The organism is Luteibacter sp. 621 (assembly GCF_050435445.1).
Lineage (GTDB): Bacteria > Pseudomonadota > Gammaproteobacteria > Xanthomonadales > Rhodanobacteraceae > Luteibacter.
Genome location: NZ_JBNDKI010000020.1, coordinates 48,204 through 74,875, shown reverse-complemented (window position 1 = coordinate 74,875; position 26,672 = coordinate 48,204). Strand labels below are relative to the sequence as shown.

Sequence of the window (26,672 nt, the reverse complement as noted above, 5' to 3'; positions counted from 1 at the left end):
GTTTCGATGGGTCCATTCTTCGAAAACGGGGTGGTGCCGGGAACGAGGCGGCTCGCAATTGACCGTTGCGCGGGGCGAAACGAGCGGGGCGCCCGGCTATGCGCGCTTGGGCGATGACCCGTTGTGGCGCAATGGCTTCCGGGGAATAATCGCGAAATAATCCCGCCGGGGATCAACGCACCATTTCGCCGGACGCAACGCCATGGACCAGCTGCACCTGATGAAAGTGTTCGTGGCCGTGGGCGAGGAGGAGAGCTTCGCCGCTGCCTCGCGCCGCATTGACCTGTCACCGGCCGCGGTCACCCGGGCCATCGCGGCGCTGGAAGACGAGCTGGGCGTCAAACTTCTGGCCCGTACCACGCGCAACGTGCGCCTGACCGAGGCAGGCCAGCGCTACCTGGATGACACGCGGAATATCCTCGCCAGCATTGCGGAGGCGAATGAGGCGGCCGCGGGCGTCAACGCCGCACCGCGGGGCAATCTCTCCGTGACGGCATCGGTCCTGTTCGGGCGCACCTTCATCATGCCGTGCATCGTTCGCTATCTGCAGGATTTCCCCGAGGTGGATGTCTCGGCCTATTTCCTCGATCGCGTCGTGAACCTGGTCGATGAAGGCATGGACGTAGCGGTACGCATTGGCCACCTGCCGGATTCCAACCTGAAGGCGCTGCGCGTGGGGCAGGTGCGGCGCTTGCTGGTTGCATCGCCGGATTACCTGGCGCGGCATGGCACGCCCGAACACCCGGCGGATCTGTTGCGCCACACGGTGATCGCGTCGACCGGGCTGTCGCCGCGCGTGGATTGGAAGTTCGGTGCTGTCGATGATCCAACGATGGTGCGGATGAAACCCCGGTTAACCGTTACCAGTAACGACGGCGCGATTGCGGCCGCCGTTTCAGGGCTCGGCGTGGCCCGGCTGCTTTCGTATCAGATCGGCGAGGAGCTCAGCGCGGGGCGGCTGAAGATCATCCTGGCGGACTACGAGGAATCACCGTGGCCGGTGCATATCCTGCACCGCGAGAGCAAGTACGGTGCGTCGAAGGTCAGGCAGTTCATCGACCGCCTGGCGGAACACCTTCGCACCCACCCTTATCTCGTGTAGGAGCGCGCTTGCGCGCGATCCCCGCCACCTCACAAGTTCGCATGCACCGTAACAAACGCACCACGCGGCTGCCCCACATACCCACCCGCACCGTTCGCCGCGCTGATGTACCGCCGGTCGGTCACGTTGCGCACGTTGACGTCCACGCCCCAGGTTGGCTTATCGAAGCCGACCAGCATGTTCACCACGGCAAACCCCGGTATGGAATTGGCGTTGGTCAGGTCGCTGTAGCTCTTGTCCTGGTAGTTCACGCCGGCGCCCACGCGGAAGCCCTGCAAGCCGCCCAGCGCAAAGTCGTAGGTGGTCCAGACATTTGCCAGCATGTCCGGTGCGCCCTGGGGGCGGTGGCCTTCGGAGGTGATGCCCTGCGGGTTATCGGTGATGTACGCGTTCTGGTGAGTCACGTTGGCCAGCAGGTGCCACTGGCTCGTTAGTGCCAGGTCTGCTGAAGCTTCGGTACCACGGGTCTTCTGGCTGTCGAACAGCACCGCTTCCACGCCGTCTACCGTGGCGGCGGTGGCGACGTGGTCGCGCTTGACGTCGAAGGTAGCCACGTTTAGCACGACCCGGTCCGCAAGCCAGGCGAACTTGATGCCGGCTTCGTACTGAAGGGCCGACTCGGGCGCGCCCACGCCGTTCTGGGTGTTCTCGCCGTTGAAGTTGGTGAGGTGGCTGCGCGAGACGCCGACGTACGGCGCCATCCACGGGAGCACCCTGTACAGGGCCCCTACGTTCCAGCTCACTGGGGCGTCGTTACGCGAGTCCCCCTGGCCGGCTAGCAGCGGCTTCGCGTCGGTGCCGAACCGGCCTGGCACGGTGATGCGTGGCGTCAGCGTGGTGTTCCACACATCCTGGCGTACGCCTGCGCGGATCTTCAGCGCATCGGTGACGTCGATCTGGTCGGTGGCGTAAAGGCTGTAGTAACGGGCACCAAGGCGGTCGTCGTCGCAGGAGTGCTTGGCGTCGCAAAGGAAGCGTACGTCGTAAAGCGAGGTCTCTGGTGCCACGGGGGTGAAGGCATCGGGGATGTTCGGCAGATCGGCGGTTTGCCGTGTGGTGGAGAGCTTCTGCTGCTGGTACTCGAAGCCGGTGAGCAGGGTGTGCTGGAGCGTCCCGGTGGCGAAGCGCCACACCGGTTCGAACTGGTAATCGATGCTGCGGTCCTTGTCGTCCTGCTCGCGCAGCTGGCGGTTCACGACCTGGCCGTTGGTCACCCTGGTGCTGGAGCTGTCGCCATTTACGATGGCATCCAGGCTGCGGTGCAGGAACGAAAAGCGGTTGTTGATCGTCAGGGTGTCGCTCAGTGTCCATTGGTCATCGAGCGTAGTACGGAAGAAGTCGGTGTGCGCGGCGACGAAGGGCGATGAGTACTTCGCGTTACGCGAGACATCGCGAATGGGCGTGCCGTTGAAGTAGATGAGGCCGTAGGAATCCGGTGTCTCGTGGATGTTGCGCGCATCGATGGCAAGGTCGGTGACGTGGTTGCCCCATTGCCAGCGCAAGGCCGGTCGCACTTCGCGATCTCGGCTGGGGAGCTGGCGGAATCCGCTGACATGCGATGCGGTGGCGTCTATGCGGTAGTCGAGGCCATCCACGCCCGTCGGGCCCGTGACGTACGCGGAGCCGGTCAGCGCGCCATACGAGCCTGCCTGCAGGCTGCCGCCGTAGTGCAGGATAGGGGCTGGGCTGTAGTGGGCGATGTTGATCGTGCCGCCCGGCGGTCCGCTGCCGAACAGTGCGGAGCCCGGGCCCTCGAGGATCTCGATGTGTTCCACGCCGTTGAGGGAATGCGACAGGCCGCTGAGCTGGTCGCCGTCGGAAAATCCGTCGCTGTAGATCTGGGCATTGAGGCCGCGGATGAGGAAGTGGTCGAAGTAGCCCTTCGAGTCCTGGCCGCCGGCGTTAACGCCGCTGGCATTGGCAACGGCATCGCGCAGCATGTTGGCGCCTTGTTCGGAGAGCAGCGCGCGGGGGATAACCTGCACGCTGGCTGGCAGGTCTTCCAGCTTCGTTTCCGTCTTGCCCAGGGAGGGTTTCTCCTCGGGGCTATTGATGCGGTTGTTTTCCTCGGGGCCCGTGGGCGCGATGGCCTGGACGGTGACCGGGGTGAGGTTCACGGTTTCCTGGGCGTGTACCGGAGTGTGATAGAGCGCCGCTAGCAGGGCGAAAGAAAATGCGCTCAACTTCATGCAATGTTGCGACATGCGGCATCCTTGGTCGCCGGATAAAGGCCTAGCGCCAGTAGAAATGAGAACTACTAGCGTTTAGGTGCGCATGAGTGTCGAAATAAGCGCGGCGGGTTTTAAGCGCTTGGTGAAATATTGTTTAAGGGTGCCAGCTTGCCGGCACGGTCAAAGGGGCTGGGGGATCAATGGAACTGAGGAAGCTGTTGGCGCGGATGGTCGTGTGGCTCATGCCCGCTGTTGCAGGCGTCGGTATGGCGGCTGACGTTGCAGACAAGGCGTTTACGCCTGATGCCAACGTCCAACGCGTGGCCGAGGCGTATGCTCAGGATGCCGTGGACTACGCGAACAAGCAGTTCGCTATCAAACTCGACGGATCGGATGCGAGCATCGCGAATGTGGAGCGCGCTTTGGCGAAGATGCGCACGTCTTACGTTACGACCAACCCCAAGCCGACCGATGACCAGGTCATGTCGTTTGCCAAAGCTTTTGGCAGTTATATCGGCGAGGTGTATCGGCGCAACCATGGCGCCGCGTGGGGCATCGTCAATATTGGCGGCCAGAAGTACCTAGGGTTGAAGTCGGCGGCGGGCGTGAGCTTCTGGCCGTGGGGGAGGGCGTTCGACCGGATTACGAAGGGCGATGAGGCCAATGTGGCGGATTATTATTCGGCGCTTGTTGCGCAGGGTGTGAAAAAGGTTCGGTAGTGACTAGCAGTTAATCTTGGATATCGCACTTCGTACCACTGATTGGGTATATCGCTGTGAACAAGAAGTTTGTTCTGCTCGATTCTAGACAGCGAGATCTCGAACTCGCGAGAGCAGGCGTCGAAATGTCGCTAGGGGTTAGTTTGAACGTTCACGATAGCTACTATCTTGGAGGAGCCTACTTTCGGTACGACTGGGATGATTCGAGTCTGATTCTTAAGGAGAATACTGTCGAAGATGACGGCGAGCGAGCTGAAGCAGAGTTCCCCGATGCCCGAATCATCATATCTTTGGCCGGTGCCGCAAGGGCGGTCTCAAATCTGGAGGCGCTGCTCACGAAAGGATCATCGTTGGCCGTCGTGTTGCGTAGCCGAACGTCCTTGCGTTGACGAGATCAAACGTTAAGTAGGATCGTGATCGAGCATGCGTTCAGGGAAGGCCGCCTTAGCAGGATTGTCTTGACGACGCAGACATTTTAATGTCGGCGCCGACCGACGAAATTAGCGGTCCTCGGTCGCCTGTCCTTGAGGAAGGCTATCTCATTGATATGGATGCTGCTGAAGAGATTATGGTCGAAGCGCTAGATGGTCAACTTCTAGGGAAGAAAGCGGATGTCACAACAGTTACCAAATGAGATCTACGAAGCCGTGACGTCACTCTGCAAAACTGCTGATGAGCTCATGGCTCAAGGAACAATTGATCTTGCGAGGGAAAAGTACAAGGAGGCACTTCGCTTATTGCCGGCTGATCACCGGCAATGGGAGGCGTCAACATGGATTTACGTTGCCCTTGGCGATCTCAATTTTCGAACCGATAGCTTTGAGCGAGCGTTTAAGGCATATAGCAACGCTGTTCAATGCGCGAACGGCCTGGGCAATCCATACATCCACTTAAGACGCGGCCAATCTTCTTTCGAGCTCGGTGACATGGATCGCGCGGCTGACGAGTTGGCGCGTGCATATATGGGCGCAGGGCTCGATATCTTCATGGAAGATGATCCGAAGTACTTAGAATTTCTCGAGACGAAGATCGAAATTTAGGCGGAAATTTGCTGACGACGCGATAGATGACCGATTCGAACTTGCGGATCTGGTCGCTCGATGGGCGACTTCTCACTATGATTGGCGATCTGGCCAAGATGCGACGGAACGACTGGTGACTATGAAAATATTCAAGCTACAACCTGGTCAGATTAGTCACCTGATCTCGGATCGTCGCGGCGGACTGGCAACGGATCGTATCGTCGTCGATGGTATGCCGGTAGGCATGATGTACAGAGAGTTGCCAATAAATCCAGCGGATAGCGGTTGGCGATTTTTGGCGGGGGATGAGGATGATGACTACATGTCTGACGCTTCGCGTCACGGCATCTATGCGTTGAATACAATCGCAAACTATGACCGGCGAGTTATTGAATTTCTGGATATGCCTGTCGGCTCTGAGTTGGTCGATGACGGATCGGGGGATCTTGTTTCGCAGTAACGTCATCGCTAGCGATCGCGGTGGGGCGCCTCCTCGAGTCCTCCACCAGCGGTCAGAACATCACCAACCTGGCCAACGTGCGCCCGGCCACGGACGAGAGCTATTACAACGTCCGCGGCGAGCGCATCGCCATCGCCCAGCACACCCAGTACGCCTACGGCTCAGTGGCCGATACCGTCCGCGCGTTCTCGTACGACGGCAACGGCCAGATCCTCACCCGCTGCGATGGCACGGCCAATGGCAATGCCATCGACCAGGGTTCGGATCCAAGCCTGAAGAACCAGCACTACGTGTACGTCAACGGCCAGCAGATCGCGCACTACGACGAGAAGAGCACGCTGGACGTCCTCAGCCAGGTCACCGCCTTCTCCAGCGGCACGGGCAGCGGCGATTACGTGGTGCAGGAAGGCGATACGCTCAAGAGCATCGCCCAGGCCGTCTATGGCAAGGCCAACCTCTGGTACATCGTCGCCCCGGCTAATGCGCTCACTGGCGACAGTGATCTTGCTGCCGGGCTCAGCCCAATCCGCGCGATTTGCGGCTGCGCATGCCGACGGGAAACGAAAAGGGTGCAAATCCGTTGTGGCGACCTGCGGGCAAACTGCCGACAGGGTATTCTGAAGCAGTCGTTGACGCGATCCCCAAGGGGTCATTTGTTGAGTTTGATCTCATTGATGCGGTACGGGTGCTAGGGAGGAAGAAATGAACGTCATCGCGGAGAAATCATGGTCATTTGTGCTTTTTGACGACGGGGAAGGCTGGGTGATGACGGTGCTCATTGGTGGGGTCGTCGAGGTTGACGTCTGTGTTCGTCTGTCGAACTCAGAGATGGAATGGATAAGGGCCGACCTGGCAAGGGCCGAAACGCTTGCTGAAGGCGTAAAGTCAAATCGTGCAAACTTCGCGGAGCGTGAAATTCGACCACCAGTGTGGCCACCAAAGAATTAGCTTGGCGGCCGTCGTACCGTCACGGCTGAAAAATGCACGAATCCTAGAAGTCGATTCGGTGCTTCAGGCTCAACGAAGTGCATGCTGTCGTTCTCCACCGGCATCGCCAAATGACCCAACCAACTCGCAGTAGACGGCAACGCCGCAACCCCCAACTGCTCCCGATGAACGGCCTCATTTAACGCCGTCTGATCGCAAACAAACGCCCATCGCGCGCGTCAGGCCTTCTCGGAAATACCTCGCCCAGACCTCCCAGTGCGGAGCGCCTTCCGTGAGGGCGAAGACCCCTGCGTTGTAGTACGTCTGACAAAGAGAGGCGCGCGCGCTCCTTGCCGAAGTACGCCGTCAATCGGTTCATGCGCCAGTGGAACGCAGGTTCTGTATGCCGGTACGCGTGGTGGACTTGTGGAACGAGTGCCATGCCGCGCTGTAACGCACCATCGACATACCAGTGCGCGACCAGCGTTTGTTGCACGAGCACGTCGGCATCGATCCAGAGATAGACATCGTGCCCGGGGAAGTAATCGCGGAGGTTCGATCGAGACCGGCGTGTCCGCCATTCGCGGATTGTCCCTGGAGTCGGTCAATGACGTGAACTATCTACGTCTCGGTACGGGTACGACTTACCGGCTTCGGTCGCCGGTGGATACGGGGTGTTTAGTGTCACTTCCGGCGCTGCCGCTCCGAAATCCATTGGTAAGGGTGCCATCGATTACCGCAGAGTCGGATCTTCCCGTCTACTGGTGAGTAAAAGCCGGACCCCCGATACTACTGCAGACACCGCGGACGCCATCGCTGATGGCCATTCCGACGTACTCAACAGGTTGGAAGGGCGGTTGAAAATAAGTGCGAATCGGCGCGCGGCGCTAGGAGGGCAAAGCGTCCCGAACCCTGGGCAGTCGCTGGACGAATATCCCTTCGCTTCGTCTCAGCGAGGCGGGGCTGGCGCATGCGTGCTGGCAGTACCTAGGGAGGAGCAGGCGATACAGGGTGGTAAACTTTCACAGTTCTATCAAACGTACAATCTTAAGCGCGGCGATCCATTCCGTGTCGAAATCGTGGAGTGATGTGATGCTAAATTCGATTCAAGAGTGCGTCGACCGTATCGACTCTCATCTTCGAGATTTTCATCGTCCGGTAATGTCGAAATTGTTACCAGGTATCGCCAAAGAGGTGATCCAGGGTGCGCTTGTTGAGAGGGCCTTAGTCCCCTCATCCGATTTGGCGGCACTGTATGCGTGTCACGGAGGGACCGACGTGCGACCCGGTGACGGCTTGGACAACGTTCACTATTTTCCAGGATTTTACTGGCTATCGCTCGAAGATGCGTTACTCACACATTTGTCATTTGCTGATGATAGGCGGTGGAGCTCCGCATGGCTTCCGATCTTTGGCAATGGCGGAGGCGATTTCTTCGCCGTGGATTGCGATGGCGCGTCATCCACATTCGGTGCAGTTATCGGTTTTAGGCTTGGGGAGGTGGATGCGCCCGTTCAGTTCGCAAGTATGGGATCCATGATGCGATCAGTCGCGAAGTGCTACGATCTGGGCATCTACTTTCTATCGGATGGCTACTTGGAGGCCGACGATTTCAAGGCGGAGTTGGTTGCCAAAGAATTCAACCCGTATTTGAGCTATTACGCCGATTGAAATAGCTGGTCTCGCCATAGGTGAGGTGGGTCCTCTAGGGTGACGTTCCCACTCAAGAGAGCGGCTTGCAATGCGCCATGCTGCGGGAGACGTTGGGCCGAACTCACAGCAGAGCCAGTCGGCGGGGATTTCCGCGGGCAACATCACACAGGACATCGCGGGGAGCATCGTGTCTGGGGGCCTCCAGCGCGAGGCAACCCGTGCCCTGGGCGATAAGCATGTGGCCAGCTGGGAATCCATCGCCGAGGGCGCCGTAGGCACGGCGCTCGGTAACGCGGCTATCCGTGGGGTTCAGGGGTACGAGGCTGATCACCTCACGCCCATTACGATTGATCCGGCACAGCCTGATCGCCTCAGTAGCAGTGACATCGACTTCGGCGACACCCCGGCCTCGGCGCCGCTCATGCGTGGCGACATCCACGCCTACGACGGGCTCGTCGGTTACCGTGGCCAGGCGGACTACGGGTTTGGCGCCGCCGCATCAAGCTCATCGTCGTACCGGCCGAATGGCACGTTCAGTACGCCTGACGGGATGGGAGGTGTCTACGACGCCGACTCCTTCGGCAGTCCACGCCAGTATTTCGTTCAGCCGGAAGGCGCCTATGGCTCGGCCGGGCCGACTACCGTGAAGGAGGGCCCTGCACCGTTCCAGGCGTTCACCTCGGTCGGGAGTGACCATGTCACTAACGTGCAGCTCTTTGACGACCGAAGCACGCCAACGGGTAAGTTGGATGGTGACTTGCGGGAAGACATTCTGGGCGCGTTTGGCGATGGCCGGAACAGCGGTTACACGAGTGCCAGCGTGCAAGACGATGGCGTTCACGTTGGTGACCCGGTCATCGGCGAGCTGAATGGCCGGCAGGTCGTGCAGGCCTACAATTCGAACGTCTACCCGGATGCTTCCTACCTGGGTGATGGCGTATTCACGCCGCCGCCGGAGGCCCTATGGAACTTCGCCAAGATGGGCACGGGCGTGGGCGACGTCGATGTGTTTGGCCAGCCACTGAAGGAGGGGGAGCCATCGCGTTTCAACCTGGGCGACAAGTTCAGCGATATCTGGCGCTCCGACGACTCCGTCCTGAAAAAGCTGGGCAATACCGCGCGGCTGTCCAACTATGAGGTGCCTGACAGGGATGAGCGGATCGCGCAGGACAGGGCGGCCCAGGCCGAATTGGATGCGCGAACCGGGCCCCTTGTTCCAATGGAGAACAGCATTCCCTATACGGCGGGCTATCTCTTAGCCGCAGCCATGCACAAGAGCCCTGAGGAGATGGCTCGGTACGGTGAAGTCGCCCAAGGAATCAGTGGGGTCATCGGGGCTGGTGCGTTGGCCCGCGAAGGAATCAATGCGCGTGCTAGTCAGGTCGGAAACTCGGCGGTCGGGTCAAGGCAACAAAGCGTTGGTGGGGCCGATCGTGCTAATGTTCCAAACACGACAGCAACCTCGATCGGAAAGTCGGGTTATGCCTCGGTGCAAGAGTTCTGGATGCGGCCTATACGAAATATCAGGGGTTCGTTGACGAAGGCTATGCGGCGGCCAAGCAGGATCTTCAGGATGGAATATTGCGCGTCCCATCAGGGGTTTCGGAGCAGACCGTGCTTGGCACTCGAACGGATCAATATGCCCGAACTGCGATGCAGGAATGGCTGACGGGAGAGGGTATTGATGAAGGTACGGGGCAGCTGATTCAGGTGTACCGCTATTTGCGTGATCCGGCTGGTAGCGGGTCGTACCGGATTCCAGATGTGAATATTCCTGGTGCAAACCAGATCTACGATGCAACCTTGGGCTTCAAAACTTGGTCGACGCCACAGGTGAGAGGCTTCTACCAATATTCGGGCGGGAGCACTATTACTATCGTGAGGCCAACCGAGCTTGGTGGCTCTTACAGCGTTCTGGTGCCGCGTTGAAGTCTGAGGGTGAGGATTATTTATGGCACAGAGAATCAATAAGCTTTCAGACTTGAGTGATCGAATTGGATTCACTCTCCTGTCGGCCCCAGACCGATTCCCAACGGTTGGGGCATTCGGCAGCGATCAGAAGAAAAATCTTCTGATCGCGTTCGATATCCTCCAAGAAGGGTTTCCTTTGGTCGAGAAGAAGATCAAAGATCCTGCTCAGTTGGAGAAACTGCAGCAGCTTCTCAAGGATGCTCTGTTGGCCTACCAGCAGGGTGAGAGGAAGAAGGGGGCGCACTTGTTGCAGGATTTTGAGGAAATTGTGTTTCCAAATCGGTTCAAAGAGTACGAGGAACGTAAAGGCGATAACGCCTAGCGAACTACCAGAACGCCCGCCTTGTGCGGGTTTTTCTCTTTATAATTATCTTCGGTTTGTCGATGGAGCGTTGTGTGGCCATTACCCCTGATCTGGCTGTGAAACGTGTCCTGCAAGCCGCCGAGGCGATATCAGGCGATCACGACAAATCGGTTGCCTGGCTGCAGGAACCGATTGCAGCGTTCGGTGGCAAGACTGCTCTAGAGCTTGTCGCCGAAGGCCGCACCGATGATCTGCTGGGCTACATCCAATCCTTCGAGTCCGGTTACGTTGGTTGAGTCGATGGCCAACGACGAGCACGTGACATCGGTAGCGCGATCATCCGCTATTGATGTCACGCATGGAGAGGTTGATGAGCTACGCCACCGATGATGCCGACATGTCGAGCGCCCGCGAGATCCTCTACCTGTGCCGAGGCAAGTTCCTGGGCGAGGTCCGTCAGGAGAAGTCGTGCAGCCAGCCCGATGCGGGGCGCCTAGCGGATCTGGAAGGCATGCTTGACCAGCTGCGTGACGGTATCCGCGCCGTCCAGGCTGGTGACCGTGCGGTGATCACGCGCGCCCGCGTGCTCTACGGCCGTCTTGTGCGCGCGTGGTACGCACCGGCATCGCACTGGCCGTTTGCATCATCGCTGCATCATTTTTGCCGCAACTCTGCATCATCGTTGCAGCAACATCGCATCATCCGTGCATCGCGTCGTGGCCCGATGGGCCACGGGATCGTGTCTGACCTTCCTGGTGTGTGCGGAGCAGCTTTTTTAAGGTGTTTTTGGCCCGTTTTTGTCCCTTAACCCTTAAGCCGATCCGCCATACACCATACGCACCTCTGCGGGTGCGCCAAGTGCCTGATCGCGCGGCATATATGCAGAAATGATGCATGCGTGGGTGTTTACACGGCATATACACGACACCCCGCAAAGCCTTATCTGACGCCATTTAGGTATAAACATTTGTTATACAGCCCCTCGCTCGCGATGAGCGCGGTGTGTGTGATCGTCTTGAGAGAAAAAGAAAGCCCCACCGTCAGGGTGTGATCGTTATCGCTTAGCTGCTACGGCGCGTTGGCGAGCATCGAATCGAGTACCTGCGCGATGGCCATCTGCTTGGCCTTGGGCAATCGACTGACTTGCTCCAACTGCTGTTGCAGCTTGGGTGTCGGTCCACGTTTGCCGCTGCGCTTATCCGACTCGCCGAGCAGCTCCTCCACGGTCGTCTCCAGCGCCCTGGCCAGTGGCGACAGCAGGGGGACCGTGATACGGGAGACGCCGCCCTCGTAGTGGGCCATCGTCTGCTGGGCAATGCCCAAGGCCTGAGCTAGCTCGACCTGGGTGATCGCCTGCGCCTTGCGGCGCTCGGCAATCTGCCGGCCGAGGCGCTCGTAGAAAGCCTTCTCCTTAGCTGCCATGGGCATCGCGTGCTTGAAAGGATGCACCGAGCATAGGCGTAATTCCGCGGGACCTTGGTTGACTATACTCAGAAACAGAGTGCTCTGCCATCGAGCTATTTTTATTCAAAACCCGTTGACAGGTTCTTGGCCGGAGACCCACTGAATGGCCCGCATCCCGGAACACGAGATCGAGCAGATCAAGCAGCAGGTATTGCTGATCGGGTTGATCGAGGCCGATGGGACCGCGCTGAAGAAGCAGGGCAAGGACTATGCGGGCTGCGGCCCCTTCCACGAGGATGCGACACCCTCGCTGATCGTGACGCCGACGAAGAAGATATGGCTCACCTTACACGGGTTCTTCTCACTAATGGTCACTGATACTCTCAAGTCAAGCGAATTGCCAGAATGGTTTTCGTATCCGGAAGAATTTTCACGCGCAGTTCAATCAGGACTGCGTGACGTTGGCCCATGGCAAATCCTTGATGGGAATTGGCTGCGCGTCAGGTGTGAGCGAATGAAGAGGCGTTTCCCAAGTCGAGATCTCGTGCCATTCGCCCGCCGTCCAGATAGTGATGATGTTGCATGTTGGGATAGGAAGACTTTGCCAGCAGTGCAAGTGGCCACATTAATTAGGTGCCGGAAATGAATTCGCTAGAAACCGTGATGAACGCGCTCACTCTGGCCAAGGCCAGGGTGACAGAGGTTCCGTCATTCTCTATATATCAATCGATAGCGACGCAGTTGGAGTATGTGGCTGACGTACTGCGTGGCCTTGAAACAGATCGCAGTCGATTGAGGGACATCATGATTGGTCACTATGGTGCCAGAGAGTTTGAAGAGAGCGATCCAGAGTTTGCTGCAGCGCTGAAAGATGCCCAGTTGATCGCCACGAAGATGTCAAAGGGTTTAAAGGTGTAGCTGATTGGCTCGTCGGTCCATGACGAGCACGTGACATCGGTAGAACGATGATCCGCTACCGATGTTACGCACAGAGAAGTTGATGAGCTATGCCACCGACGATGCCGACATGTCGAGCGCCCGCGAGATTCTCCGGAGAGCCAGCTTCCGCGTGACGCCCCAGATCCGCTTCTGGCGGACACGAACCCGTTCCCGGGTGATGTGGAGGTGGGCAACTTCGCGAATGAAGGTGCGCCGACCTCGCTTGCCGATAACAGTGGCGGTGGATACAGCCGGGCACCGGCGCCCTACGGTGACGCGGGCGGCTACACAGCCCGACCCAACACCTCGAACAACCGCTATTTCGTCGACCCGGTCGATCAGGTCCAGGGAGACGGCCCCGCTCAGAATAACGGCCTGCAGTACGGCAGGCTGAGGGAGACGCAGGATGGTCGCCTGATCACCGATGAGGCAGCGGTGCAGTTGGGTACGATCCGCGTGACGGCCGACCTTAGGCCCAACGTCCCGCTTAGCCAGGTCATCTCGTTGAGTGTGGTGCACGGCCAGATGTCGCTCGCCGGGAAACTTGGTCACGGTCAGAGCGCACCGTCGCCGATTCACTGGCGCACTGCCGATCTCGAGGGGCGGACGGACGGAATCCCCAACAGGTTCCTGCATCTGCCTTCGGATTCGCTTCCGACCAGCACGCTACCGCCCATCGACTTCGGTGGCGTAGGTGCCACGGACGACTTCGGTGCGCCAAGCCTCGAAGCCAGTCAGCCGGTTCAGGACATGGCCCCGGCTGCATTCGCCTCGGTCGGGCCCAAAGCCCGACGGAAGCCCAGTGGCGAGGGTCGATCAACGACTGGGCAGACTATGCCGGCTTCGCCCACCCCGAGTCGCAATCCTCGGATACGGCGTACCACCAGTACTACGAAATCGCATCTGACGCCGCCCGTTCACCGGGCATGACCAATGCCGACTACGCAGTGCACCTGGCGGACGTGAAGCAGCACGCCCAGGACTTCGTGGACCGGATACACGATTACAACGTGAGCCAGGATCCCGTTCGCCTTCAAGCCGCGATGCACCACGATACGAACCAGGCGCTCGTGGCTGCGGGTTCGTTGGCGGCATCCAGCGGTGGCGCAGCCGTTGCGGGAGGCATCTTTGCCGCGACCGGGCTGGCCGAACTCGAGCTGGTCGGGCATGTCATCATCGGGGCGGGTGAAGCCGCCGCCGGTATTGGTTGGTAGGGTCAGCCAAGACTCATAAGTACAGATCTAACTAGCCGAAATTCTCATCGGCTGTGGCGGCCTCCGTACAATTAATTGGCGAATTTTATGAAGATTCAGAGAATACGCTGGCTTTCGGAGGCGGCGTCAGAGGCGGAGGTGGATATCACTGACGGGCATCTTGTTTGCCGCGCATTCTCACAGCCATTCAACGGACGAGTTGGCGACCCTATCTCAGTCCCTCTTCATCTTTTTGGTGTAAGAGACGCAATGCGAAGCGATATATCCGAGGTGGGATTCGCGAGGCTGTCGGAAGAAGGTCTTTCGTACAAAGTTGTTGCGACGATGGTTGATCCAATCGCGCAACTCTTGAGGGTGGGAGGCATCCATCTCGTAGCAGACGAAGGTCTTCCTGGCGGTCTAAAAAGTGGCGATCTAGTTGAGCTGGAGTGCGCGCGAATTGATCCTTGGTAAGGACAAGCGGTCACGGGCCGCTTTTCTTTGTTCCAAACACGACAGCCGATAGCTCCCCGACCAATCCTCAAGACATAGCGAATGCGCCAAGATTGTTGGAGCAGCTAACTTTGGAGTCAGTCGCATCGTCCTTTAATCCTGATGGAGCGCGGACTCATCCGGTGGGTGAGTCGCGCGAACTTGACGTGCATCACGAAGTTGGCATGCCGCGAATGGCTCACGAACGCTGGTGACCGATTGCCGTCTAGGTTTTTATCGCAAGCGGTGCCGGTCTCCAACCGATACGTCGGAAGCAAATAGGGTTCGACGGTGCGGGCTGCGCGACGGTCCGCTGGTCAACGTAGTCGCACGCTAGTCCCAAAGCCTCCCAGGCAACCGATCAGTAATCTCCTGCACCACCCACTCATTCCCGTCGGGATCGTTGAACGACAGAAACGATGAGTAGGTCTTCCGCTCCGGGTTCGGCCCATCCACGCGGTTGTGGTTCCCGCCGTGGTGGAACAAACCGTCAGCGTCGTGGAACACCTCGCTGGTTTCGATGCCGCGACGGCGCAGCTCATCGCGTACTGCCACCACGTCACGCGCGACGAGGTGCAGCCCGCGAACCGATCCCGGCGCGGCTTCCGTCATCTTGTCGCCAAAGTGCACCGAGCACGCCGATTGCGGCGGGGTGAACTGGATAACCCGGAAGCCTTTGTCGTTGGCGAAGTCCGCATCCAGCCGCCAACCGAGGCGACTGTAGAAATCCTTGGACCGGTCGGGGTCGGCCACCGGAATGACGACGATCTCGAAGGTGAGCGGGAAGGGGAAGGGCTCGTACGCGGCCATGACGGGGTCCCGGTGGGTGGAAAGCCCCACGATGTCGTGGCCGCGCTGCCGCGTCTTGGCGCGCTTTCCCCTGACGCCGGTGGCTCTTGTAGGAGCGCGCTCGCGCGCGATCCGGGTCTACCGCGAGCACCCTTCGCGCGCGAGCGCGCTCCTACAGGGGGGGGTCGCGGCGTGAGGGTTCGCGCGTGTGCAGGAACGAGGTCAGGGTGTCGGGGCTTGGGGTGATGCCGAGGGTGCGGAGCACCTGGCCTACGTTGCCGCGGTGGTAGGCGCCGTGTTGGGTAACATGGTGGAGGATTTCGTCGCGGCTCATGCGGCCGTTCTGGCCGTCGGTGAACACGAAGGCCACTTCTTCGGCCAGGGCGTCGGCGGCGATCCCGGCGACATAGGCCTGGTACCACTGGTCCATGGCCGTCACCGCTTCGCGCAACTCGGCAAGGCTTGGTGTTTCCGGTGTGTTGGTCGCGGTCATGCCATGGGGTTCGCCGGTGAGGTGGCCCTTGAACACCCGGTCCACGACCAGCGCGTGGTTCAGGGTGCGCCGGCACATCACGTTCTCTTCCGGGTGCGTGTCGGTAAAACCGTCCAGCTTGTCGAGCAGGGCGGCGTTGGCGAAGGCTTTCTGGGCGAACAGCGCTGAGAGGGTGGTGTTAGGCATGGCGGGCTCGCGGGTCCAGGGGTTACGGCGTTTCGGAACAAGGCCGGGCGGATGCCTGGCGTAGGCTGCCAGGGCCAAACATCGTGAAGCTAAGCATGGCCAGTACGATGGCGCCGAGGCCGCCATAGAGCATAAGCCAGCCGAAGCCGTGCACCAGTGCATCGTGGGCGACTGAGGCAGGCACGCCTGCCATGGTGCCGGTGAGAGCGGATATATCGCCACCCGCGATGCGCTCGGCGGCTGCGCGCAGTTGCGCAGGGTCGGTGGCCTCGCCAAGGGTCGCCTTCAAATACGCATGAATCCCTTCCACCAGCAGCAGCCCGAACACCGCGATGTTGATGGCCAGGGTAATCAGCCGTGCACTGATATCGATGCCCGAGGCCATGCCCGCGCGGTCGGGCGACACCGAGCCGGTGGTGGTGTTCGTGGTTGGCGAGTTGGTCAAGCCAATGCCCACGCCCGCGATAAGCGACCCCGGTAACAGCGTCTTCCAGCTCGCGGCCTCAGCGCCGGCGCCCACGCGCATGGCAAGAAAGCCCACGCCCAGGGTCAGCAGCCCAAGGGGAATGGCCACCCGCGCACCAAAGCGTGCGCGGATGAACTCCGCCACGGGCGGCATCAGCATGAACGGGATGGTGTACGCGAGCAGCAACGTGCCCGTGGTGGTCGCGTCGTAGCCAAGCCCGCTGGAGAAATAGATCGGCAGGTAGATGATGAAGGGCCAGTAGCTGAAGTTCATGCCGATACCGCCCATGATCGCGCCCGAGAACGGACGGATGCGGAACACGGAGAAATCGAACATGGGGTGCGAGCTGACCCGCTCCGCCCACAGGAAGCCGGCAAAGGCGAGCAGCGAGGCAAGCCCGATAGTGACGCGCAGGCCACCGCTCAGTTCACCACCCTGGGTAATCAGGTAGGAGAAGCCAAACACCGCAAGCGAAAGCGTGATGATGCCTGCGAGGTCGAGTTTGCCCGCTTCAGGATCACGCGATTCGGTGACGCCCACGCCGATGAACAGCAGCGCGATCACCGCCAACGGCACATGGACCAGGAACACCCACTGCCAATCCGCCAGTGCCACGATGAGCCCGCCGATCGCCGGACCAAATCCCAGGCCGATACCCGAGATGACGCTCCAGGCCACGAAGGCGCGGCCGCGCGCCTTGCCATCCTGGAACTGATGCGACAGCACCGCGACGCTGCAGGTGAACATCGCGCCGCCGGCCAGGCCCTGCAGGAAACGCGCGGCGATTAATGCACCGGCACTCGTCGACAGTCCACAAAGCAGCGAGGCCACGCCAAAGGTGATCGTCGTGATTGCCATCACCCGCTTGCGGCCGAAGCGATCCGCCAACGTACCCGTTGCCATCAACACTGTCGTACAGGCGATGGTGTAGGCATTCATGATCCACTGCAGATCGCGGAAATCTGCACCGAGCACGTCCTTCAGTTTGGAAAGGACCACGGGCACGCTGGAAATCTCCAGGCCGAATAGCAAGGAGGCAAGGCAGACACCGATGAGTGCCAGCGTATTGCGCGAGACAGGTAGGGACATGGCGGGAGACCTTGGGAATGTGCCGCTGGCATCCTCCAGCGGCACGGAAAAACACAGACACGAAAATCAGGCGGCTACTACGTATGCATCGGTCGTGACGACCTTCGCGTAGCCGAACTGCAGCGCGGCCATGAACGCGGCATGCACCATCTTCGCCGGTACATCCACGCCGTCGAACGAGAGATCGCGCGTGGCGCAGGCGTCGTGCACTACCGTGGTGACGAAGCCGAAATCATCCGAGGCGCGCGTTACCGCATCGATACACATGTGGCTCATGTTACCGACGACCACGACATCCGTCACACCCTTTTCGTCGAGGAAGGATTTCAGTTCTGTCTCGCGGTACGGGTTCATGAAATGTTTGATGATCAGTGTTTCGTCGGGAAGTTTGGCGACCGTGTCGTGAATCTGCACGCCGTGCGTGTCCTGCACGAAGAAGGCGGCATCCGCCTCCAGCGAATCGTGGCGAATGTGCACCACGAGGTCGCCGTGCTTTCGTGCGTGGGTGATAACCCGCGCGGCGTTGTCAGCAGCCTTCTCGACATCCTTCAGGGGGAATTTGCCGGCGGGGAAATAGTCGTTCTGGATATCGACGACGATGATGGCTTTCTTGCTCATGGGTATGACGACCTGATGATGGGGGCGAGGTGCCTGGTGCGCTGAGGAAAGCCCGCACGCATCAGGGCAAGACCATGGTCGTGGCCGTAGCCTGCGATGAAAACCGCCGGGGTGCGGAATTCTTTATTGCGCCGCCCGTAACGCTTCGGCGGGCCGCGTGGATTCTTCCGCCTAACGCAACGGCATCTTCCGCCGTGAGTCGTTCTGCAAAGCAGGCGATCGGCCTAGCTTATGAATCCTCCGTATCCGGAGATATTCGCCCCCTTCGCGCTACCACCCTTTCCGAGGATTTCCCCATGTATCGCAACGCTACGCTCAAACGTCTCGCCATGGCCGCCGCCTTCATTGCTGCCGCTCCCGCGGCCTTCGCCGCGACGAACGCCGAGCTTTATGCCGACACCAGCAAGGTCGTGCCGGTCACGGACCTGAAGTTCTACCAGAACAAGGAAGGCCTCACGATCGCCAACGGCTGGGGCGACCCCGCCAACGGCCCGCACAGCAACTACATCAAGATGGCCGGCGGCACCGCCAGTGGCGTACATACGCACAGCGAGTCGTACTATGGCGTCGTCATCGCCGGCGTCGTCGCCAACGAGCCCCCGGGTTCGAAGCAGGATCGCCCGCTCGCCCCCGGCTCGTACTGGTACCAGAAAGGCAACGAGCCGCACGTGACCAAGTGCATCTCGCAAACCGAATGCATCTTCTTCGTCACGGCCAAGGGCGCGTTTGATTATCTGCCGGTGAAGTAACGGCAACGCCAAGGCCGCGCGTATCGCTACGCGCGGCCTTGAGTGAAACAGCACCCCTGTAGGAGCGGGGGGGGGGGGGGGGGGGGGGGGGGGGGGGGGGCGCCGCCCCGCCCCCCCCCCCCCCCCCCCCCCCCCCCCGCTCCTACAACAGGCGGTTACAGTTTCGGTGCGGCCGGGAAATCTACCGGCACCTGCGTCACGGAGTGCAGGTAGTTGGTGATCGTCTTGTCGCCGATGGTGACGATGGTGTCGACCAGGTTCTCCCTGGTCCAGCCGGCGGCGAAGAAGGCGTCGAGCAGCGTGTCGTCGATCTTGCCGCGCTGCGACGCAATGGCCTTCACCAGGCGCGCCAGGGCATCGAGCTTCGGATCAAACGAGGCCATGCCGCTGCGGATCTCCAGCACCTGTGCGTCGGTAAAGCCATTCATCTTGCCGATCATGGTGTGGGCGGCCAGGCAGTATTCGCACTCATTGACCTGGCTGACCACGAGGTTCACCACCTCGCGTGCCTTGCCGGTGATGCTGCTTTTGGCGTTCTGCAGGGCGAGGTAGCTGCCGAGGGCGTTCTCGGAATGCGCGAGCGTGGCGTAAAGGTTCGGCACCATGCCGAGGCCTTTCTTCAAGGTATCGAACAGGGCCTGGTTGGCCGGGGAAACGTCGTCGCGGGTGGGTACGTTAATGCGGGACATAAGGGTGCTCCGTGGTGGGTTGAATGAATGAAGGCGTTACTGCGCGGTGTAGCCGCCATCGACAGCGATGACCTGGCCGGTGAGATAACGGGCCTTGTTGCCGGCGACGAAGAGGATGGTCTGGGCGATCTCGTTGACCGTCGCGGCGCGGCGGGCGGGAATCGTGGCGAGGAAGCCGTTCTTGGCCTGCTCGTCGTTGCCGACGAAGCGATCGAGCATGTCGGTGGCGACCGGGCCGGGGGCGACAGCGTTCACGCGCACACCCACGGCGGCGCCTTCGAGCGCGACCGACTTGGTCATGCCTTCCACCGCATGCTTGCTGCCGACATACACCGAGGCGCCCGGCATGCCGACATGGCCGGCGATCGACGACACGTTGACGATGGAGCCGGCGCCCTGGGCCTGCATCACGCGCATTTCGTGCTTCAGGGAGAGCAACGTGCCAAGCACGTTGGTTGAGAACGTGCTCTCGTAGTTGTCGGTCGTCTGCTCACTGACCGGGCCTAGCTGGCCTTCGGTGCCGGCGTTGTTGATCGCGATATCGAGGCGGCCGAAGCGGGCGACGGTCTGGTCGATCAGGCCGCGCACGTCGGCTTCGTGGCGCACATCGGCGCGGACGAATTCGGCCTCCGCACCCAGGCCACGAAGCTCGGCGGCAAGGGCGTGGCCCACTTCTTCACGGCGGCCGCTCACGATCAGGCGGGCGCCATCGGCGGCGAAGGCGAGGGCGGTAGCGCGGCCAATGCCGGTGAGGGCGCCGGTAATCAGGACGACGGGGGTATTCATGGGTGGACTCCGTGGCTAGGTGGTGGATCGGTCGATGGGCGAACTTTGATCCATTCCGTGAGGTGTCACTAGCCAAGGAAAAGGCATATCATTCATGCCAATTAGGACTGAATGGAGCCGCGCCGTGGACAAGCTGCAAGCCATGCACACCTTCGTGCGCGTCGTAGAAGCAGGGAGTTTCTCGGCCGTGGCGAAGGAGCAAGGCGCCACCCAGAGCGCGATCAGCAAGCAGGTCGCGGCGCTCGAAAAGGAACTCAGCGCAAAGTTATTGGTTCGCACCACGCGGTCATTGGCGCTGACCGACGACGGAGAGCGCTATTTCGAGCAGGCGCGCAGGCTGGTGGCCGACATTGCGGAGGCCGAAGCGACATTAGGCAGCGGCCAGCAGACCCTCAAGGGCACGCTACGTGTTGCATCCTCGGTGGGCTTCGGCCGCCTGCGGCTCATGCCGCTGGTTCAGAGCTTCCTCGCCCAACACCCGGATCTGCGCATCGACCTGCGCCTGAGCGACGGCTACATCGATCTGGTCGAACGCGGCATCGATGTCGCCGTGCGCATCGGCGAACTGGCCGATAGCAGCCTGGTCGCAAGGCGTGTGGGTCACTCCGTGCGCGAGGTGCTCGCGCACCGCCACTACGTACGTGGGCTGCCCAAAGGCCTGAAGGCGCCGAAGCACCCAACGGACCTCACGCAGCACAACTGCATCGTCTACAACGGCACCGGCATGCGCAGCAGCTGGCGATTCGTCGCCGGTCCAGGCGCCGCCGAGCCGGTCGGCACCGAACATCGCGTGCCAGTATCGGGAAGCCTGCAAACCGACAGCAGCGCGGTCGTCCGCGCCGCGATCCTGTCGCGCATGGGCGTCTGCTACACACCCACCTGGCTGTTCGAAGAAGAAATCGCCGCTGGTGACGTGGTGAAGCTGCTGCCCGACTGGTCCATCCTGTCCCCAATCCACCTGGTCAGTCCGCAGGAACGGCGGCATTCGGCGAAGGTGAGGGCGTTCATGGATCACGTAGCCGCCGCATTCGCGAAAGCCTAACTGTAGGAGCGCGCTTGCGCGACGGGGGTTTACGACGAGCACCCATCGCGCACAAGCGCGCTCCTACAGAAGAGCAGGCAAGTGCTTGCCGCAGACCTTATCGCGCGCAAGCGCGCTCCTACACAAAGCCTCGCTAGTTTGCTCGCGTGAAATAATGCATCCGCATCGCCGGCCGGCCATCGTTGTCGTAGTACGACACGATTTCGGTCATGGTCTTGCCATCGGGTGCGGCGGTGTAGATGCGCGTCGAGGCGGGCACGCCACCTTTGCTCAAGCCCACGACCAGCACGTTGGGCTGCGGGTGTTCCCACGCGGCGGCATCGGCTTCGGGGCTGCCCTCGACGGTGAACGATTTGCCGTCCACCGCCGAGACGCCTTTGGAGTGCACTTCCTGGCCCGGGGCGTAGACGATATCTACGCCCATCGACACACGATCCTTGCCGGCATCCGCGAATGTGATGGTCACGCTCTTCGGCCTCGCCTCGGGTGCCATGGGCAGGCGGGAGGTATCCACCGCCCATTTGCCCATCAGCGGCGCGGCGGCAGGCGCCGTGGCCGAGGCCGAAACGCACAGGGCAAGCCCCGCGGCCAGTATGGATGCCAGGAAAGCGTGCTTCATGCGACCTCCGTCAGTTCACGATCCGATCGGTGACTGGCCCATCATTGGCCAGGGCGTCGGGGCTGATCATACGGCCCGTGAGGCTGTCGAGGCGCAGGCCGTGGGTACGGCACACATCGATGCCGTTGAGGTGTGCCACGCGCTGGTCGGCAAACGTGACCTGCATATCGCGCAAGCACGGGCCGTTGGGAAGCTGGAAGGCCGTCGCGTTCAGGCCGCCCGTCAGCGAGCCGCCAAGGTCGACGGGCTGGAAGCTGTCGCTGCCCGCGGGTGCGATCGCGAGAACGGCAACGCTATTGGCCGTAGCATTGACCAGATTGAACGGTGCGGATGTCTGACGTTCGCCATCCGCGCGCGGCGCCGTAGCGGCGCAGGCGGCGGATGCCAGGGTGACCAGAACGATCGCGAGGCAGGGCAGGGTCCGTGTCATGGGGAGGCTCCAGCGTGGGGGTGATGCCGGCCTGTGTGTGCCCGGCGGCCCCATCTGGCGCCCGCGCCCCGCTTCCGGAAAACGGTTTCGGGACGAATCGTCGTAGCGGCATGACCAATGGCAGGAACACCGCGATTCGCTTCCCACGCGCGAGCCACGGTGCCTAAGATGGCCCCGCTACCCCTCGCGGACCGCCCCGATGAACGTGCGCCTTGGCAACACCCAGATCGGCATGGGCCGCTACCTCGGGCTATGGGGCGTGGTGGCCCTGGTCTTCGCATGGCAGGGCTATATGCGCGATGACCTGCTGGGCCATACCTGGGATTTCATCGATTACATGCGCTGGTCGGCCATCCAGTGGTACACGTGGGCGGCACTCGCGCCGCTGGTGTTCCGGCTGGGCGAGCACTACCCCATACGCGTGCCGTTGCGGCTGGGTGAACTGTGGATTCCGCTGCTCGCCAGCCTGGGCATGACCGGGCTGGCGTTGCTCATCGGCGCGTTGGTATCGACCGTTACGGAACCGTCGGGCCTGGCGGAGCAGTGGCGGCAGTTCGTGGGCCAGCATGCGGCCACGGGGCTGCTCACCTGCTGGGCACTGTTCGTGATCCAGCAGGCCATGCAGTTCCGCGAAGAGAAGGCACGCCGCGAACTGGAAGCCACCCAGCTCGAAAGCGAACTCGCCCAGTCACGCCTGCAGGTGCTGCGCACACAGCTGCAGCCGCATTTCCTGTTCAACACCATGCACGCCATCGCCACGCTGCTGCATGAGGACGTGAACTCGGCGGAAGACATGCTGCTGCGCCTGAGTGATCTGCTGCGTGCCTTCCTCGAAGAGTGCCAGGGCCAGGAAATCACGCTGCAACAGGAACTCGTGCTGCTTGATCTCTACCTCGGCATCCAGCGCACCCGCTTCAAGGATCGACTTGATACGCGCATCTACGTGGCCCCCGACACGCTCACCTGCGCGGTGCCCAGCCTCATCCTCCAGCCCATTGTCGAGAACGCCATCCGCCACGGCATCGGCGAGCGCGTGGGCAACGACTGCATCGAGATCGAAAGCCGCCGTGATGGCGACAGCCTCGTGATCGAAGTACGCAACCGCAACAGCGTCCTGGAGCCTGAAGGGTCCTCCACGGAAGGCCATGGCATTGGCCTGTCGAACACCCGCCTGCGCCTGAGCGAGCTGTATGGAAGCAAAGGCCAGGTCGAACTGCAGATGCTGTGGCCGCAAGGCGTGGCGTGCCGCCTACGCTTGCCGTACCAGGTAATCGACGAGGACGAGCCCGAGGTCGTCGACGCATGAAGCTCTCGGTGCTGGTCGTCGATGACGAACCGATCGCCCGCCAGGCGGTGGTGCGGTTGCTCCGCGAAGATCCCGACGTAGCCCAGCTCAGCGAATGCGGTGATGGCGCCTCGGCCGTAGGTGCGATCCGCGCCGGCTCACCCGACTTGGTGTTCCTGGATATCCAGATGCCGGCCATGTCCGGGTTGGATGTGGTGCGCACGGTCGGTTTCGAGCGCATGCCGGCCACGATTTTCGTCACGGCCTACGAGCACTATGCCGTGCGCGCGTTCGATGCGAACGCCGTGGATTACCTGGTGAAGCCATTCAACCGCGAGCGCTTCACCCATGCCCTGGCGCGGGCCAAGACGCGCCTGGCGACGGCGGGGCCCGCCGCCGAAGCCTCCGCGCGCATCATGCAGGCGCTCGATGCCCTGCGAAGGCGCGATGACTATCTTGAGCGCATCCCGATTCGCGAAAGCGAGCAGATCACGTTCGTGGATGTGAACGAGATCGTTTGGATCAAGGCCAGCCGCAACACCGTGCTGATCCACCTGGCGGATCGCGTGCACGAAATGCGCGAGACCATGGCCGGCCTCGCCGAGCGCCTCGATCCCAGGCAGTTCGCCCGGGTGCACCGCTCGGCCATCGTCAACGTCCGCCGGGTACAAGCGGTGAACCCCTGGTTCAACGGCTACCACGTCCTCACCATGGATACCGGCCAGAAACTGCGCATGAGCCGCTATCAGCACGAAGCCTTCCTGAAGCTCGTGTCGGTCCGCCCTGAGGCCTAGCGCGCGCGTCGCCCCTGCGGGCGCCCCGCATCGCTCCAGGCGCGACACCCCCTGTAGGAGCGCGCTTGCGCGCGATAGACCAACGAAGCCATGAAGCCGCACCCGCCCACATTCACAACCCTCTAGCACCCCGGTTGTCATCCTGACCCTGTATGACGGTGCCACCCCAACCAGGATGCAACCACGTGCCCACCGCAACGGAACCGACTTTGCCCGTCGTCAAGCGCGCCCGCTTCACGGCGCTTGGCTTCTTCGATGTGGCCTATGCGGTGGACGTAGGAAAGGCGAGGGGGCTCTGTGCAGACTTGCCCGTAGAGACGGGCCTCGAAGGCCCGCTGACCTTCGACGTGCCGCCGCTCCGCCTGCAGTACGGCTCCGTCGACGTGATGGTGGGCGGCACGCCTCGCCGGGGTTCCGTCGGTGTACGCCTCTACGATTTCGGCGCCATCGCCCTGGCCATCTCCTTCGACCTGGATGACCTGCCGTGGGCCCGCTTCACGGAGACCGCCCTCCAGATCGAAGAAGCACTCGCCTTCGATAAGCCGTCAGCGCCATGGCCGTCGCTCCTTGCCGAGGTCAAGACCCGCTTCGCATCGGCCCTCGAGCGGCCCAACGAAGCCGGTATCCAGGAGGACTACCAGCTCATCGAGATCGATGCCTTCGAGGCGCCTCTCGGCGATGCCCTTCACCGCGCCGTGGACCTCACGCCATTGCTGGCCGGCGATGCAAGGCCGCTCTCGGAGAGCATGCGCGACACCCTTCTGAAGCACCGCTTCGGCTACCTCGCCGACGATTGCGTCATCGTGACCCGCGACCGCGCGTTGCTGTACCAGCCTGGCGGCGACGCCGGCGTGGCCTCCGTTCTTGAAGTCGCCAATGCCCAGCTGCTCGAACTCCGCTACTACAGCAACCTGCTCGATGACGAGCTGCCGCAGATGTACGACCTTGTGGATCGGACACGAACCGTGCCCGCGTTCTCGGCACCGAGCCAGCTCTCCCGCGTCGCACGCCGCCTCTACACCGTGTGGGCCGAGGTGACCGAGCTGACCGAGAAGGTTGAGAACGCCCTTGAAGCGACGGGGCATCCGTACCTGGCGGAGGTTTACACGACGACGCTTGAGCTCTTTGGCGTGCCGGCGCTCGGCAGTGCTGTGGATCGGAAGCTCGAAATCGTCAGGGATACTTATGCTGCGTTGTACGACGAGGCTTCGGTGAGTCGTGCCGGTCTATTGGAGATGACTATCGTGGTATTGATCGCCGTCGAACTTGTGTTGGCGTTGATCAAGTAGGTCGCTCACACGCATCGCCGCTTCGTTGGCTTTTCGCGCGCAAGCGCGCTCCTACAGGAGTCGCGGGGGCGTGGTTTGCAGCACGAATTGACGAAACGCAGTTTTGAGAAAAGTCGCGAAGCGACGCCTACACACGTTGTCCGTTCTTCTTACAGACAACGTCAACTCACATTTGCTACGTTCGTCTCGTTGCTCGCGCGCACCTAACCAACCCCGCGCGAGCAACCACCGCACACGGCGGTGTAAGTCGCGAGCCAGCAGTGCTACCAACACCGCTGGCCCGCTAACCACAACCAACTGAAAGGAAGTTGATTTTGGCTACCCCTGATCATACGGCACCCGCACGCCCGCCGAATCCCCCCGGCGACACCTCAACGGTCAACGGGCCGCCTGCATAAGACGCAGGCACGATTGATGAACCGCAGTGACGCCTGGCTTTGAGGCAATTCTTGATCGAATGAGACACGCACCCTCCAAGGCGCACCGCCTCACAGCCGAACGTCGCCGCAACCACTTCATCAATCACGCCGCCCGGTGCCCGGGCACGGGCAGCCGGAGAACCCGCGAACCTATGGTCCGTGGCATGGCAGGTCCGCATGACTGTCATGCCACGTCAAGGCGCGGGATGAACGCACCAAGGAGAACACGATGATGACCACCATCGAGAACACACGGCCCGCTAACCACGACACCTCCGCCGACGAGCTGCTCAACGATGCCACCACCTGGCTGCAATACGCCCGCGGCGTCACGCTTACCCTGGCCGACCTGATCCACGAGGCTGAGGAGGTCGATTGCCAGCACCTGGCCCTGTCGCTCGAAGCCATCGCCGCCATGACTCGCATGGGTACGCAGCAGCTCGGCGAAGCCAGGGCGCAAGCCCGCTGGGAAGCCATGGGCAGCATCGAGCCCACGGCATTTGAAGCAAACCACCGTGACACGCCACCCTTGGCAGGATTTGGCGGGATTTGACAGGCCAGTGACCGCGCGC

General features: G+C 61.3%; 33 protein-coding genes. 23 read left to right on the top strand and 10 right to left on the bottom strand.

Features of this window, described 5'->3' with window-relative positions; genetic code table 11:
• Nucleotides 1–202: 202 nt before the first annotated feature.
• Nucleotides 203–1,102 (top strand): LysR family transcriptional regulator, encoded by a 900-nt coding sequence (locus ABIE56_RS18445; RefSeq protein ID WP_429245261.1) that lies wholly within the window; start codon nt 203–205, stop codon nt 1,100–1,102.
• Between the two features lie 29 nt (nt 1,103–1,131).
• On the opposite strand, the gene ABIE56_RS18440 is transcribed toward ABIE56_RS18445, so the two are convergent.
• A complete protein-coding gene (locus tag ABIE56_RS18440) occupies nt 1,132–3,306 on the bottom strand; it encodes a TonB-dependent receptor (protein WP_429245260.1) in 2,175 nt (724 codons plus the stop codon).
• Nucleotides 3,307–3,473: 167 nt separating this feature from the next.
• On the opposite strand from ABIE56_RS18440, the gene ABIE56_RS18435 reads away from it, so the two are divergent.
• From ABIE56_RS18435 to ABIE56_RS18380, 12 genes are all read left to right on the top strand, one after another.
• Complete coding sequence (locus tag ABIE56_RS18435) at nt 3,474–3,992, top strand: hypothetical protein (protein ID WP_429245259.1); 519 nt, start codon at nt 3,474–3,476, stop codon at nt 3,990–3,992.
• A gap of 611 nt (nt 3,993–4,603) precedes the next feature.
• Complete coding sequence (locus ABIE56_RS18430; RefSeq protein ID WP_429245258.1) at nt 4,604–5,032, top strand: tetratricopeptide repeat protein; 429 nt, start codon at nt 4,604–4,606, stop codon at nt 5,030–5,032.
• Between the two features lie 121 nt (nt 5,033–5,153).
• Nucleotides 5,154–5,474, top strand: coding sequence for a DUF2185 domain-containing protein (locus ABIE56_RS18425; protein WP_429245257.1), 321 nt, complete (start codon nt 5,154–5,156; stop codon nt 5,472–5,474).
• Between the two features lie 20 nt (nt 5,475–5,494).
• Nucleotides 5,495–6,166 (top strand): LysM peptidoglycan-binding domain-containing protein, encoded by a 672-nt coding sequence (locus ABIE56_RS18420; RefSeq protein ID WP_429245256.1) that lies wholly within the window; start codon nt 5,495–5,497, stop codon nt 6,164–6,166.
• 10 nt (nt 6,167–6,176) lie between these two features.
• The gene (locus ABIE56_RS18415) at nt 6,177–6,422 is read left to right on the top strand and encodes a hypothetical protein (protein ID WP_429245255.1); all 246 of its coding nucleotides are present in this window, start codon (nt 6,177–6,179) and stop codon (nt 6,420–6,422) included.
• A gap of 653 nt (nt 6,423–7,075) precedes the next feature.
• On the top strand, nt 7,076–7,489 hold the full coding sequence (locus ABIE56_RS18410; protein ID WP_429245254.1) for a NucA/NucB deoxyribonuclease domain-containing protein: 414 nt from the start codon (nt 7,076–7,078) through the stop codon (nt 7,487–7,489).
• A gap of 4 nt (nt 7,490–7,493) precedes the next feature.
• Nucleotides 7,494–8,072, top strand: a complete 579-nt coding sequence (locus ABIE56_RS18405; protein WP_429245253.1) for an SMI1/KNR4 family protein — start codon at nt 7,494–7,496, stop codon at nt 8,070–8,072.
• 70 nt (nt 8,073–8,142) lie between these two features.
• Nucleotides 8,143–9,723 carry a hypothetical protein gene (locus ABIE56_RS18400; protein ID WP_429245252.1) on the top strand — a complete coding sequence of 527 codons (1,581 nt, stop codon included), beginning with the start codon at nt 8,143–8,145 and terminating at the stop codon, nt 9,721–9,723.
• Nucleotides 9,708–9,983, top strand: a complete 276-nt coding sequence (locus ABIE56_RS18395) for a hypothetical protein (RefSeq protein WP_429245251.1) — start codon at nt 9,708–9,710, stop codon at nt 9,981–9,983. Before ABIE56_RS18400 ends, ABIE56_RS18395 begins: the two co-directional genes overlap by 16 nt.
• A gap of 22 nt (nt 9,984–10,005) precedes the next feature.
• A complete protein-coding gene (locus ABIE56_RS18390) occupies nt 10,006–10,347 on the top strand; it encodes a hypothetical protein (RefSeq protein WP_429245250.1) in 342 nt (113 codons plus the stop codon).
• A gap of 74 nt (nt 10,348–10,421) precedes the next feature.
• The gene (locus ABIE56_RS18385) at nt 10,422–10,625 is read left to right on the top strand and encodes an antitoxin Xre/MbcA/ParS toxin-binding domain-containing protein (RefSeq protein WP_429245249.1); all 204 of its coding nucleotides are present in this window, start codon (nt 10,422–10,424) and stop codon (nt 10,623–10,625) included.
• Nucleotides 10,626–10,699: 74 nt separating this feature from the next.
• Nucleotides 10,700–11,137, top strand: a complete 438-nt coding sequence (locus ABIE56_RS18380) for a hypothetical protein (RefSeq protein WP_429245248.1) — start codon at nt 10,700–10,702, stop codon at nt 11,135–11,137.
• Between the two features lie 260 nt (nt 11,138–11,397).
• On the opposite strand, the gene ABIE56_RS18375 is transcribed toward ABIE56_RS18380, so the two are convergent.
• Nucleotides 11,398–11,751, bottom strand: coding sequence for a helix-turn-helix domain-containing protein (locus tag ABIE56_RS18375; protein WP_429245247.1), 354 nt, complete (start codon nt 11,749–11,751; stop codon nt 11,398–11,400).
• A gap of 145 nt (nt 11,752–11,896) precedes the next feature.
• Between ABIE56_RS18375 and ABIE56_RS18370 the strand changes: the two genes are divergently transcribed.
• The 4 genes from ABIE56_RS18370 (at nt 11,897) to ABIE56_RS18355 (ending at nt 13,886) form a co-directional block, all read left to right on the top strand.
• Nucleotides 11,897–12,379, top strand: a complete 483-nt coding sequence (locus ABIE56_RS18370; RefSeq protein WP_429245246.1) for a CHC2 zinc finger domain-containing protein — start codon at nt 11,897–11,899, stop codon at nt 12,377–12,379.
• Nucleotides 12,376–12,651: an immunity protein Tsi6 family protein gene (locus ABIE56_RS18365; RefSeq protein ID WP_429245245.1), complete on the top strand. Its 276-nt coding sequence runs from the start codon at nt 12,376–12,378 to the stop codon at nt 12,649–12,651. The genes ABIE56_RS18370 and ABIE56_RS18365 overlap by 4 nt, the downstream gene beginning before the upstream one ends.
• Nucleotides 12,652–12,858: 207 nt before the next feature.
• Nucleotides 12,859–13,602: a hypothetical protein gene (locus ABIE56_RS18360; RefSeq protein ID WP_429245244.1), complete on the top strand. Its 744-nt coding sequence runs from the start codon at nt 12,859–12,861 to the stop codon at nt 13,600–13,602.
• Nucleotides 13,599–13,886, top strand: a complete 288-nt coding sequence (locus ABIE56_RS18355; protein WP_429245243.1) for a hypothetical protein — start codon at nt 13,599–13,601, stop codon at nt 13,884–13,886. Before ABIE56_RS18360 ends, ABIE56_RS18355 begins: the two co-directional genes overlap by 4 nt.
• Nucleotides 13,887–14,690: 804 nt before the next feature.
• Here ABIE56_RS18355 and ABIE56_RS18350 read toward each other — a convergent pair.
• The 4 genes from ABIE56_RS18350 to ABIE56_RS18335 all read right to left on the bottom strand — a co-directional run bounded on the left by ABIE56_RS18350 (nt 14,691) and on the right by ABIE56_RS18335 (nt 17,998).
• Complete coding sequence (locus ABIE56_RS18350) at nt 14,691–15,167, bottom strand: VOC family protein (protein WP_429245242.1); 477 nt, start codon at nt 15,165–15,167, stop codon at nt 14,691–14,693.
• Between the two features lie 151 nt (nt 15,168–15,318).
• A complete protein-coding gene (locus ABIE56_RS18345; RefSeq protein ID WP_429245241.1) occupies nt 15,319–15,825 on the bottom strand; it encodes a DinB family protein in 507 nt (168 codons plus the stop codon).
• 22 nt (nt 15,826–15,847) lie between these two features.
• Complete coding sequence (locus ABIE56_RS18340; protein ID WP_429245240.1) at nt 15,848–17,380, bottom strand: MFS transporter; 1,533 nt, start codon at nt 17,378–17,380, stop codon at nt 15,848–15,850.
• Between the two features lie 66 nt (nt 17,381–17,446).
• Entirely contained in the window at nt 17,447–17,998 is a 552-nt protein-coding gene (locus ABIE56_RS18335) for a cysteine hydrolase family protein (protein ID WP_429245239.1), read from the bottom strand.
• A 296-nt stretch (nt 17,999–18,294) separates the two neighbouring features.
• On the opposite strand from ABIE56_RS18335, the gene ABIE56_RS18330 reads away from it, so the two are divergent.
• Nucleotides 18,295–18,747, top strand: coding sequence for a DUF4437 domain-containing protein (locus tag ABIE56_RS18330; protein ID WP_429245238.1), 453 nt, complete (start codon nt 18,295–18,297; stop codon nt 18,745–18,747).
• Nucleotides 18,748–18,902: 155 nt separating this feature from the next.
• Here the strand turns inward: ABIE56_RS18330 and ABIE56_RS18325 are convergent, their stop codons facing one another.
• Nucleotides 18,903–19,436, bottom strand: coding sequence for a carboxymuconolactone decarboxylase family protein (locus ABIE56_RS18325; RefSeq protein WP_429245237.1), 534 nt, complete (start codon nt 19,434–19,436; stop codon nt 18,903–18,905).
• Nucleotides 19,437–19,472: 36 nt separating this feature from the next.
• Nucleotides 19,473–20,222: an SDR family NAD(P)-dependent oxidoreductase gene (locus ABIE56_RS18320; RefSeq protein WP_429245236.1), complete on the bottom strand. Its 750-nt coding sequence runs from the start codon at nt 20,220–20,222 to the stop codon at nt 19,473–19,475.
• Between the two features lie 124 nt (nt 20,223–20,346).
• On the opposite strand from ABIE56_RS18320, the gene ABIE56_RS18315 reads away from it, so the two are divergent.
• On the top strand, nt 20,347–21,264 hold the full coding sequence (locus tag ABIE56_RS18315) for a LysR substrate-binding domain-containing protein (protein ID WP_429245235.1): 918 nt from the start codon (nt 20,347–20,349) through the stop codon (nt 21,262–21,264).
• 133 nt (nt 21,265–21,397) lie between these two features.
• Here the strand turns inward: ABIE56_RS18315 and ABIE56_RS18310 are convergent, their stop codons facing one another.
• Complete coding sequence (locus ABIE56_RS18310; protein WP_429245234.1) at nt 21,398–21,883, bottom strand: hypothetical protein; 486 nt, start codon at nt 21,881–21,883, stop codon at nt 21,398–21,400.
• A 10-nt stretch (nt 21,884–21,893) separates the two neighbouring features.
• Entirely contained in the window at nt 21,894–22,313 is a 420-nt protein-coding gene (locus ABIE56_RS18305; RefSeq protein ID WP_429245233.1) for a hypothetical protein, read from the bottom strand.
• A gap of 199 nt (nt 22,314–22,512) precedes the next feature.
• Between ABIE56_RS18305 and ABIE56_RS18300 the strand changes: the two genes are divergently transcribed.
• From ABIE56_RS18300 to ABIE56_RS18285, 4 genes are all read left to right on the top strand, one after another.
• Nucleotides 22,513–23,619, top strand: coding sequence for a sensor histidine kinase (locus tag ABIE56_RS18300; protein WP_429245232.1), 1,107 nt, complete (start codon nt 22,513–22,515; stop codon nt 23,617–23,619).
• A complete protein-coding gene (locus tag ABIE56_RS18295; RefSeq protein ID WP_429245231.1) occupies nt 23,616–24,392 on the top strand; it encodes a LytR/AlgR family response regulator transcription factor in 777 nt (258 codons plus the stop codon). Before ABIE56_RS18300 ends, ABIE56_RS18295 begins: the two co-directional genes overlap by 4 nt.
• 185 nt (nt 24,393–24,577) lie before the next feature.
• A complete protein-coding gene (locus tag ABIE56_RS18290) occupies nt 24,578–25,681 on the top strand; it encodes a hypothetical protein (RefSeq protein WP_429245230.1) in 1,104 nt (367 codons plus the stop codon).
• A 648-nt stretch (nt 25,682–26,329) separates the two neighbouring features.
• Nucleotides 26,330–26,653 (top strand): hypothetical protein, encoded by a 324-nt coding sequence (locus ABIE56_RS18285; RefSeq protein ID WP_429245229.1) that lies wholly within the window; start codon nt 26,330–26,332, stop codon nt 26,651–26,653.
• Nucleotides 26,654–26,672 lie beyond the last annotated feature (19 nt).

What these genes read in the sequence shown, in the direction of transcription:
- ABIE56_RS18415 (WP_429245255.1), top strand. Translation starts at nt 6,177, where the DNA reads ATGAACGTCATCGCGGAGAAATCATGGTCATTTGTGCTTTTTGACGAC.
- ABIE56_RS18325 (WP_429245237.1), bottom strand. Translation starts at nt 19,436, where the DNA reads ATGTCCCGCATTAACGTACCCACCCGCGACGACGTTTCCCCGGCCAAC.
- ABIE56_RS18445 (WP_429245261.1), top strand. Translation starts at nt 203, where the DNA reads ATGGACCAGCTGCACCTGATGAAAGTGTTCGTGGCCGTGGGCGAGGAG.
- ABIE56_RS18435 (WP_429245259.1), top strand. Translation starts at nt 3,474, where the DNA reads ATGGAACTGAGGAAGCTGTTGGCGCGGATGGTCGTGTGGCTCATGCCC.
- ABIE56_RS18330 (WP_429245238.1), top strand. Translation starts at nt 18,295, where the DNA reads ATGTATCGCAACGCTACGCTCAAACGTCTCGCCATGGCCGCCGCCTTC.
- ABIE56_RS18305 (WP_429245233.1), bottom strand. Translation starts at nt 22,313, where the DNA reads ATGACACGGACCCTGCCCTGCCTCGCGATCGTTCTGGTCACCCTGGCA.
- ABIE56_RS18300 (WP_429245232.1), top strand. Translation starts at nt 22,513, where the DNA reads ATGAACGTGCGCCTTGGCAACACCCAGATCGGCATGGGCCGCTACCTC.
- ABIE56_RS18440 (WP_429245260.1), bottom strand. Translation starts at nt 3,306, where the DNA reads ATGTCGCAACATTGCATGAAGTTGAGCGCATTTTCTTTCGCCCTGCTA.
- ABIE56_RS18370 (WP_429245246.1), top strand. Translation starts at nt 11,897, where the DNA reads ATGGCCCGCATCCCGGAACACGAGATCGAGCAGATCAAGCAGCAGGTA.
- ABIE56_RS18375 (WP_429245247.1), bottom strand. Translation starts at nt 11,751, where the DNA reads ATGGCAGCTAAGGAGAAGGCTTTCTACGAGCGCCTCGGCCGGCAGATT.
- ABIE56_RS18335 (WP_429245239.1), bottom strand. Translation starts at nt 17,998, where the DNA reads ATGAGCAAGAAAGCCATCATCGTCGTCGATATCCAGAACGACTATTTC.
- ABIE56_RS18390 (WP_429245250.1), top strand. Translation starts at nt 10,006, where the DNA reads ATGGCACAGAGAATCAATAAGCTTTCAGACTTGAGTGATCGAATTGGA.
- ABIE56_RS18310 (WP_429245234.1), bottom strand. Translation starts at nt 21,883, where the DNA reads ATGAAGCACGCTTTCCTGGCATCCATACTGGCCGCGGGGCTTGCCCTG.
- ABIE56_RS18365 (WP_429245245.1), top strand. Translation starts at nt 12,376, where the DNA reads ATGAATTCGCTAGAAACCGTGATGAACGCGCTCACTCTGGCCAAGGCC.
- ABIE56_RS18285 (WP_429245229.1), top strand. Translation starts at nt 26,330, where the DNA reads ATGATGACCACCATCGAGAACACACGGCCCGCTAACCACGACACCTCC.
- ABIE56_RS18395 (WP_429245251.1), top strand. Translation starts at nt 9,708, where the DNA reads ATGCAGGAATGGCTGACGGGAGAGGGTATTGATGAAGGTACGGGGCAG.
- ABIE56_RS18425 (WP_429245257.1), top strand. Translation starts at nt 5,154, where the DNA reads ATGAAAATATTCAAGCTACAACCTGGTCAGATTAGTCACCTGATCTCG.
- ABIE56_RS18400 (WP_429245252.1), top strand. Translation starts at nt 8,143, where the DNA reads ATGCGCCATGCTGCGGGAGACGTTGGGCCGAACTCACAGCAGAGCCAG.
- ABIE56_RS18350 (WP_429245242.1), bottom strand. Translation starts at nt 15,167, where the DNA reads ATGGCCGCGTACGAGCCCTTCCCCTTCCCGCTCACCTTCGAGATCGTC.
- ABIE56_RS18320 (WP_429245236.1), bottom strand. Translation starts at nt 20,222, where the DNA reads ATGAATACCCCCGTCGTCCTGATTACCGGCGCCCTCACCGGCATTGGC.
- ABIE56_RS18340 (WP_429245240.1), bottom strand. Translation starts at nt 17,380, where the DNA reads ATGTCCCTACCTGTCTCGCGCAATACGCTGGCACTCATCGGTGTCTGC.
- ABIE56_RS18430 (WP_429245258.1), top strand. Translation starts at nt 4,604, where the DNA reads ATGTCACAACAGTTACCAAATGAGATCTACGAAGCCGTGACGTCACTC.
- ABIE56_RS18295 (WP_429245231.1), top strand. Translation starts at nt 23,616, where the DNA reads ATGAAGCTCTCGGTGCTGGTCGTCGATGACGAACCGATCGCCCGCCAG.
- ABIE56_RS18405 (WP_429245253.1), top strand. Translation starts at nt 7,494, where the DNA reads ATGCTAAATTCGATTCAAGAGTGCGTCGACCGTATCGACTCTCATCTT.
- ABIE56_RS18345 (WP_429245241.1), bottom strand. Translation starts at nt 15,825, where the DNA reads ATGCCTAACACCACCCTCTCAGCGCTGTTCGCCCAGAAAGCCTTCGCC.
- ABIE56_RS18355 (WP_429245243.1), top strand. Translation starts at nt 13,599, where the DNA reads ATGACCAATGCCGACTACGCAGTGCACCTGGCGGACGTGAAGCAGCAC.
- ABIE56_RS18380 (WP_429245248.1), top strand. Translation starts at nt 10,700, where the DNA reads ATGAGCTACGCCACCGATGATGCCGACATGTCGAGCGCCCGCGAGATC.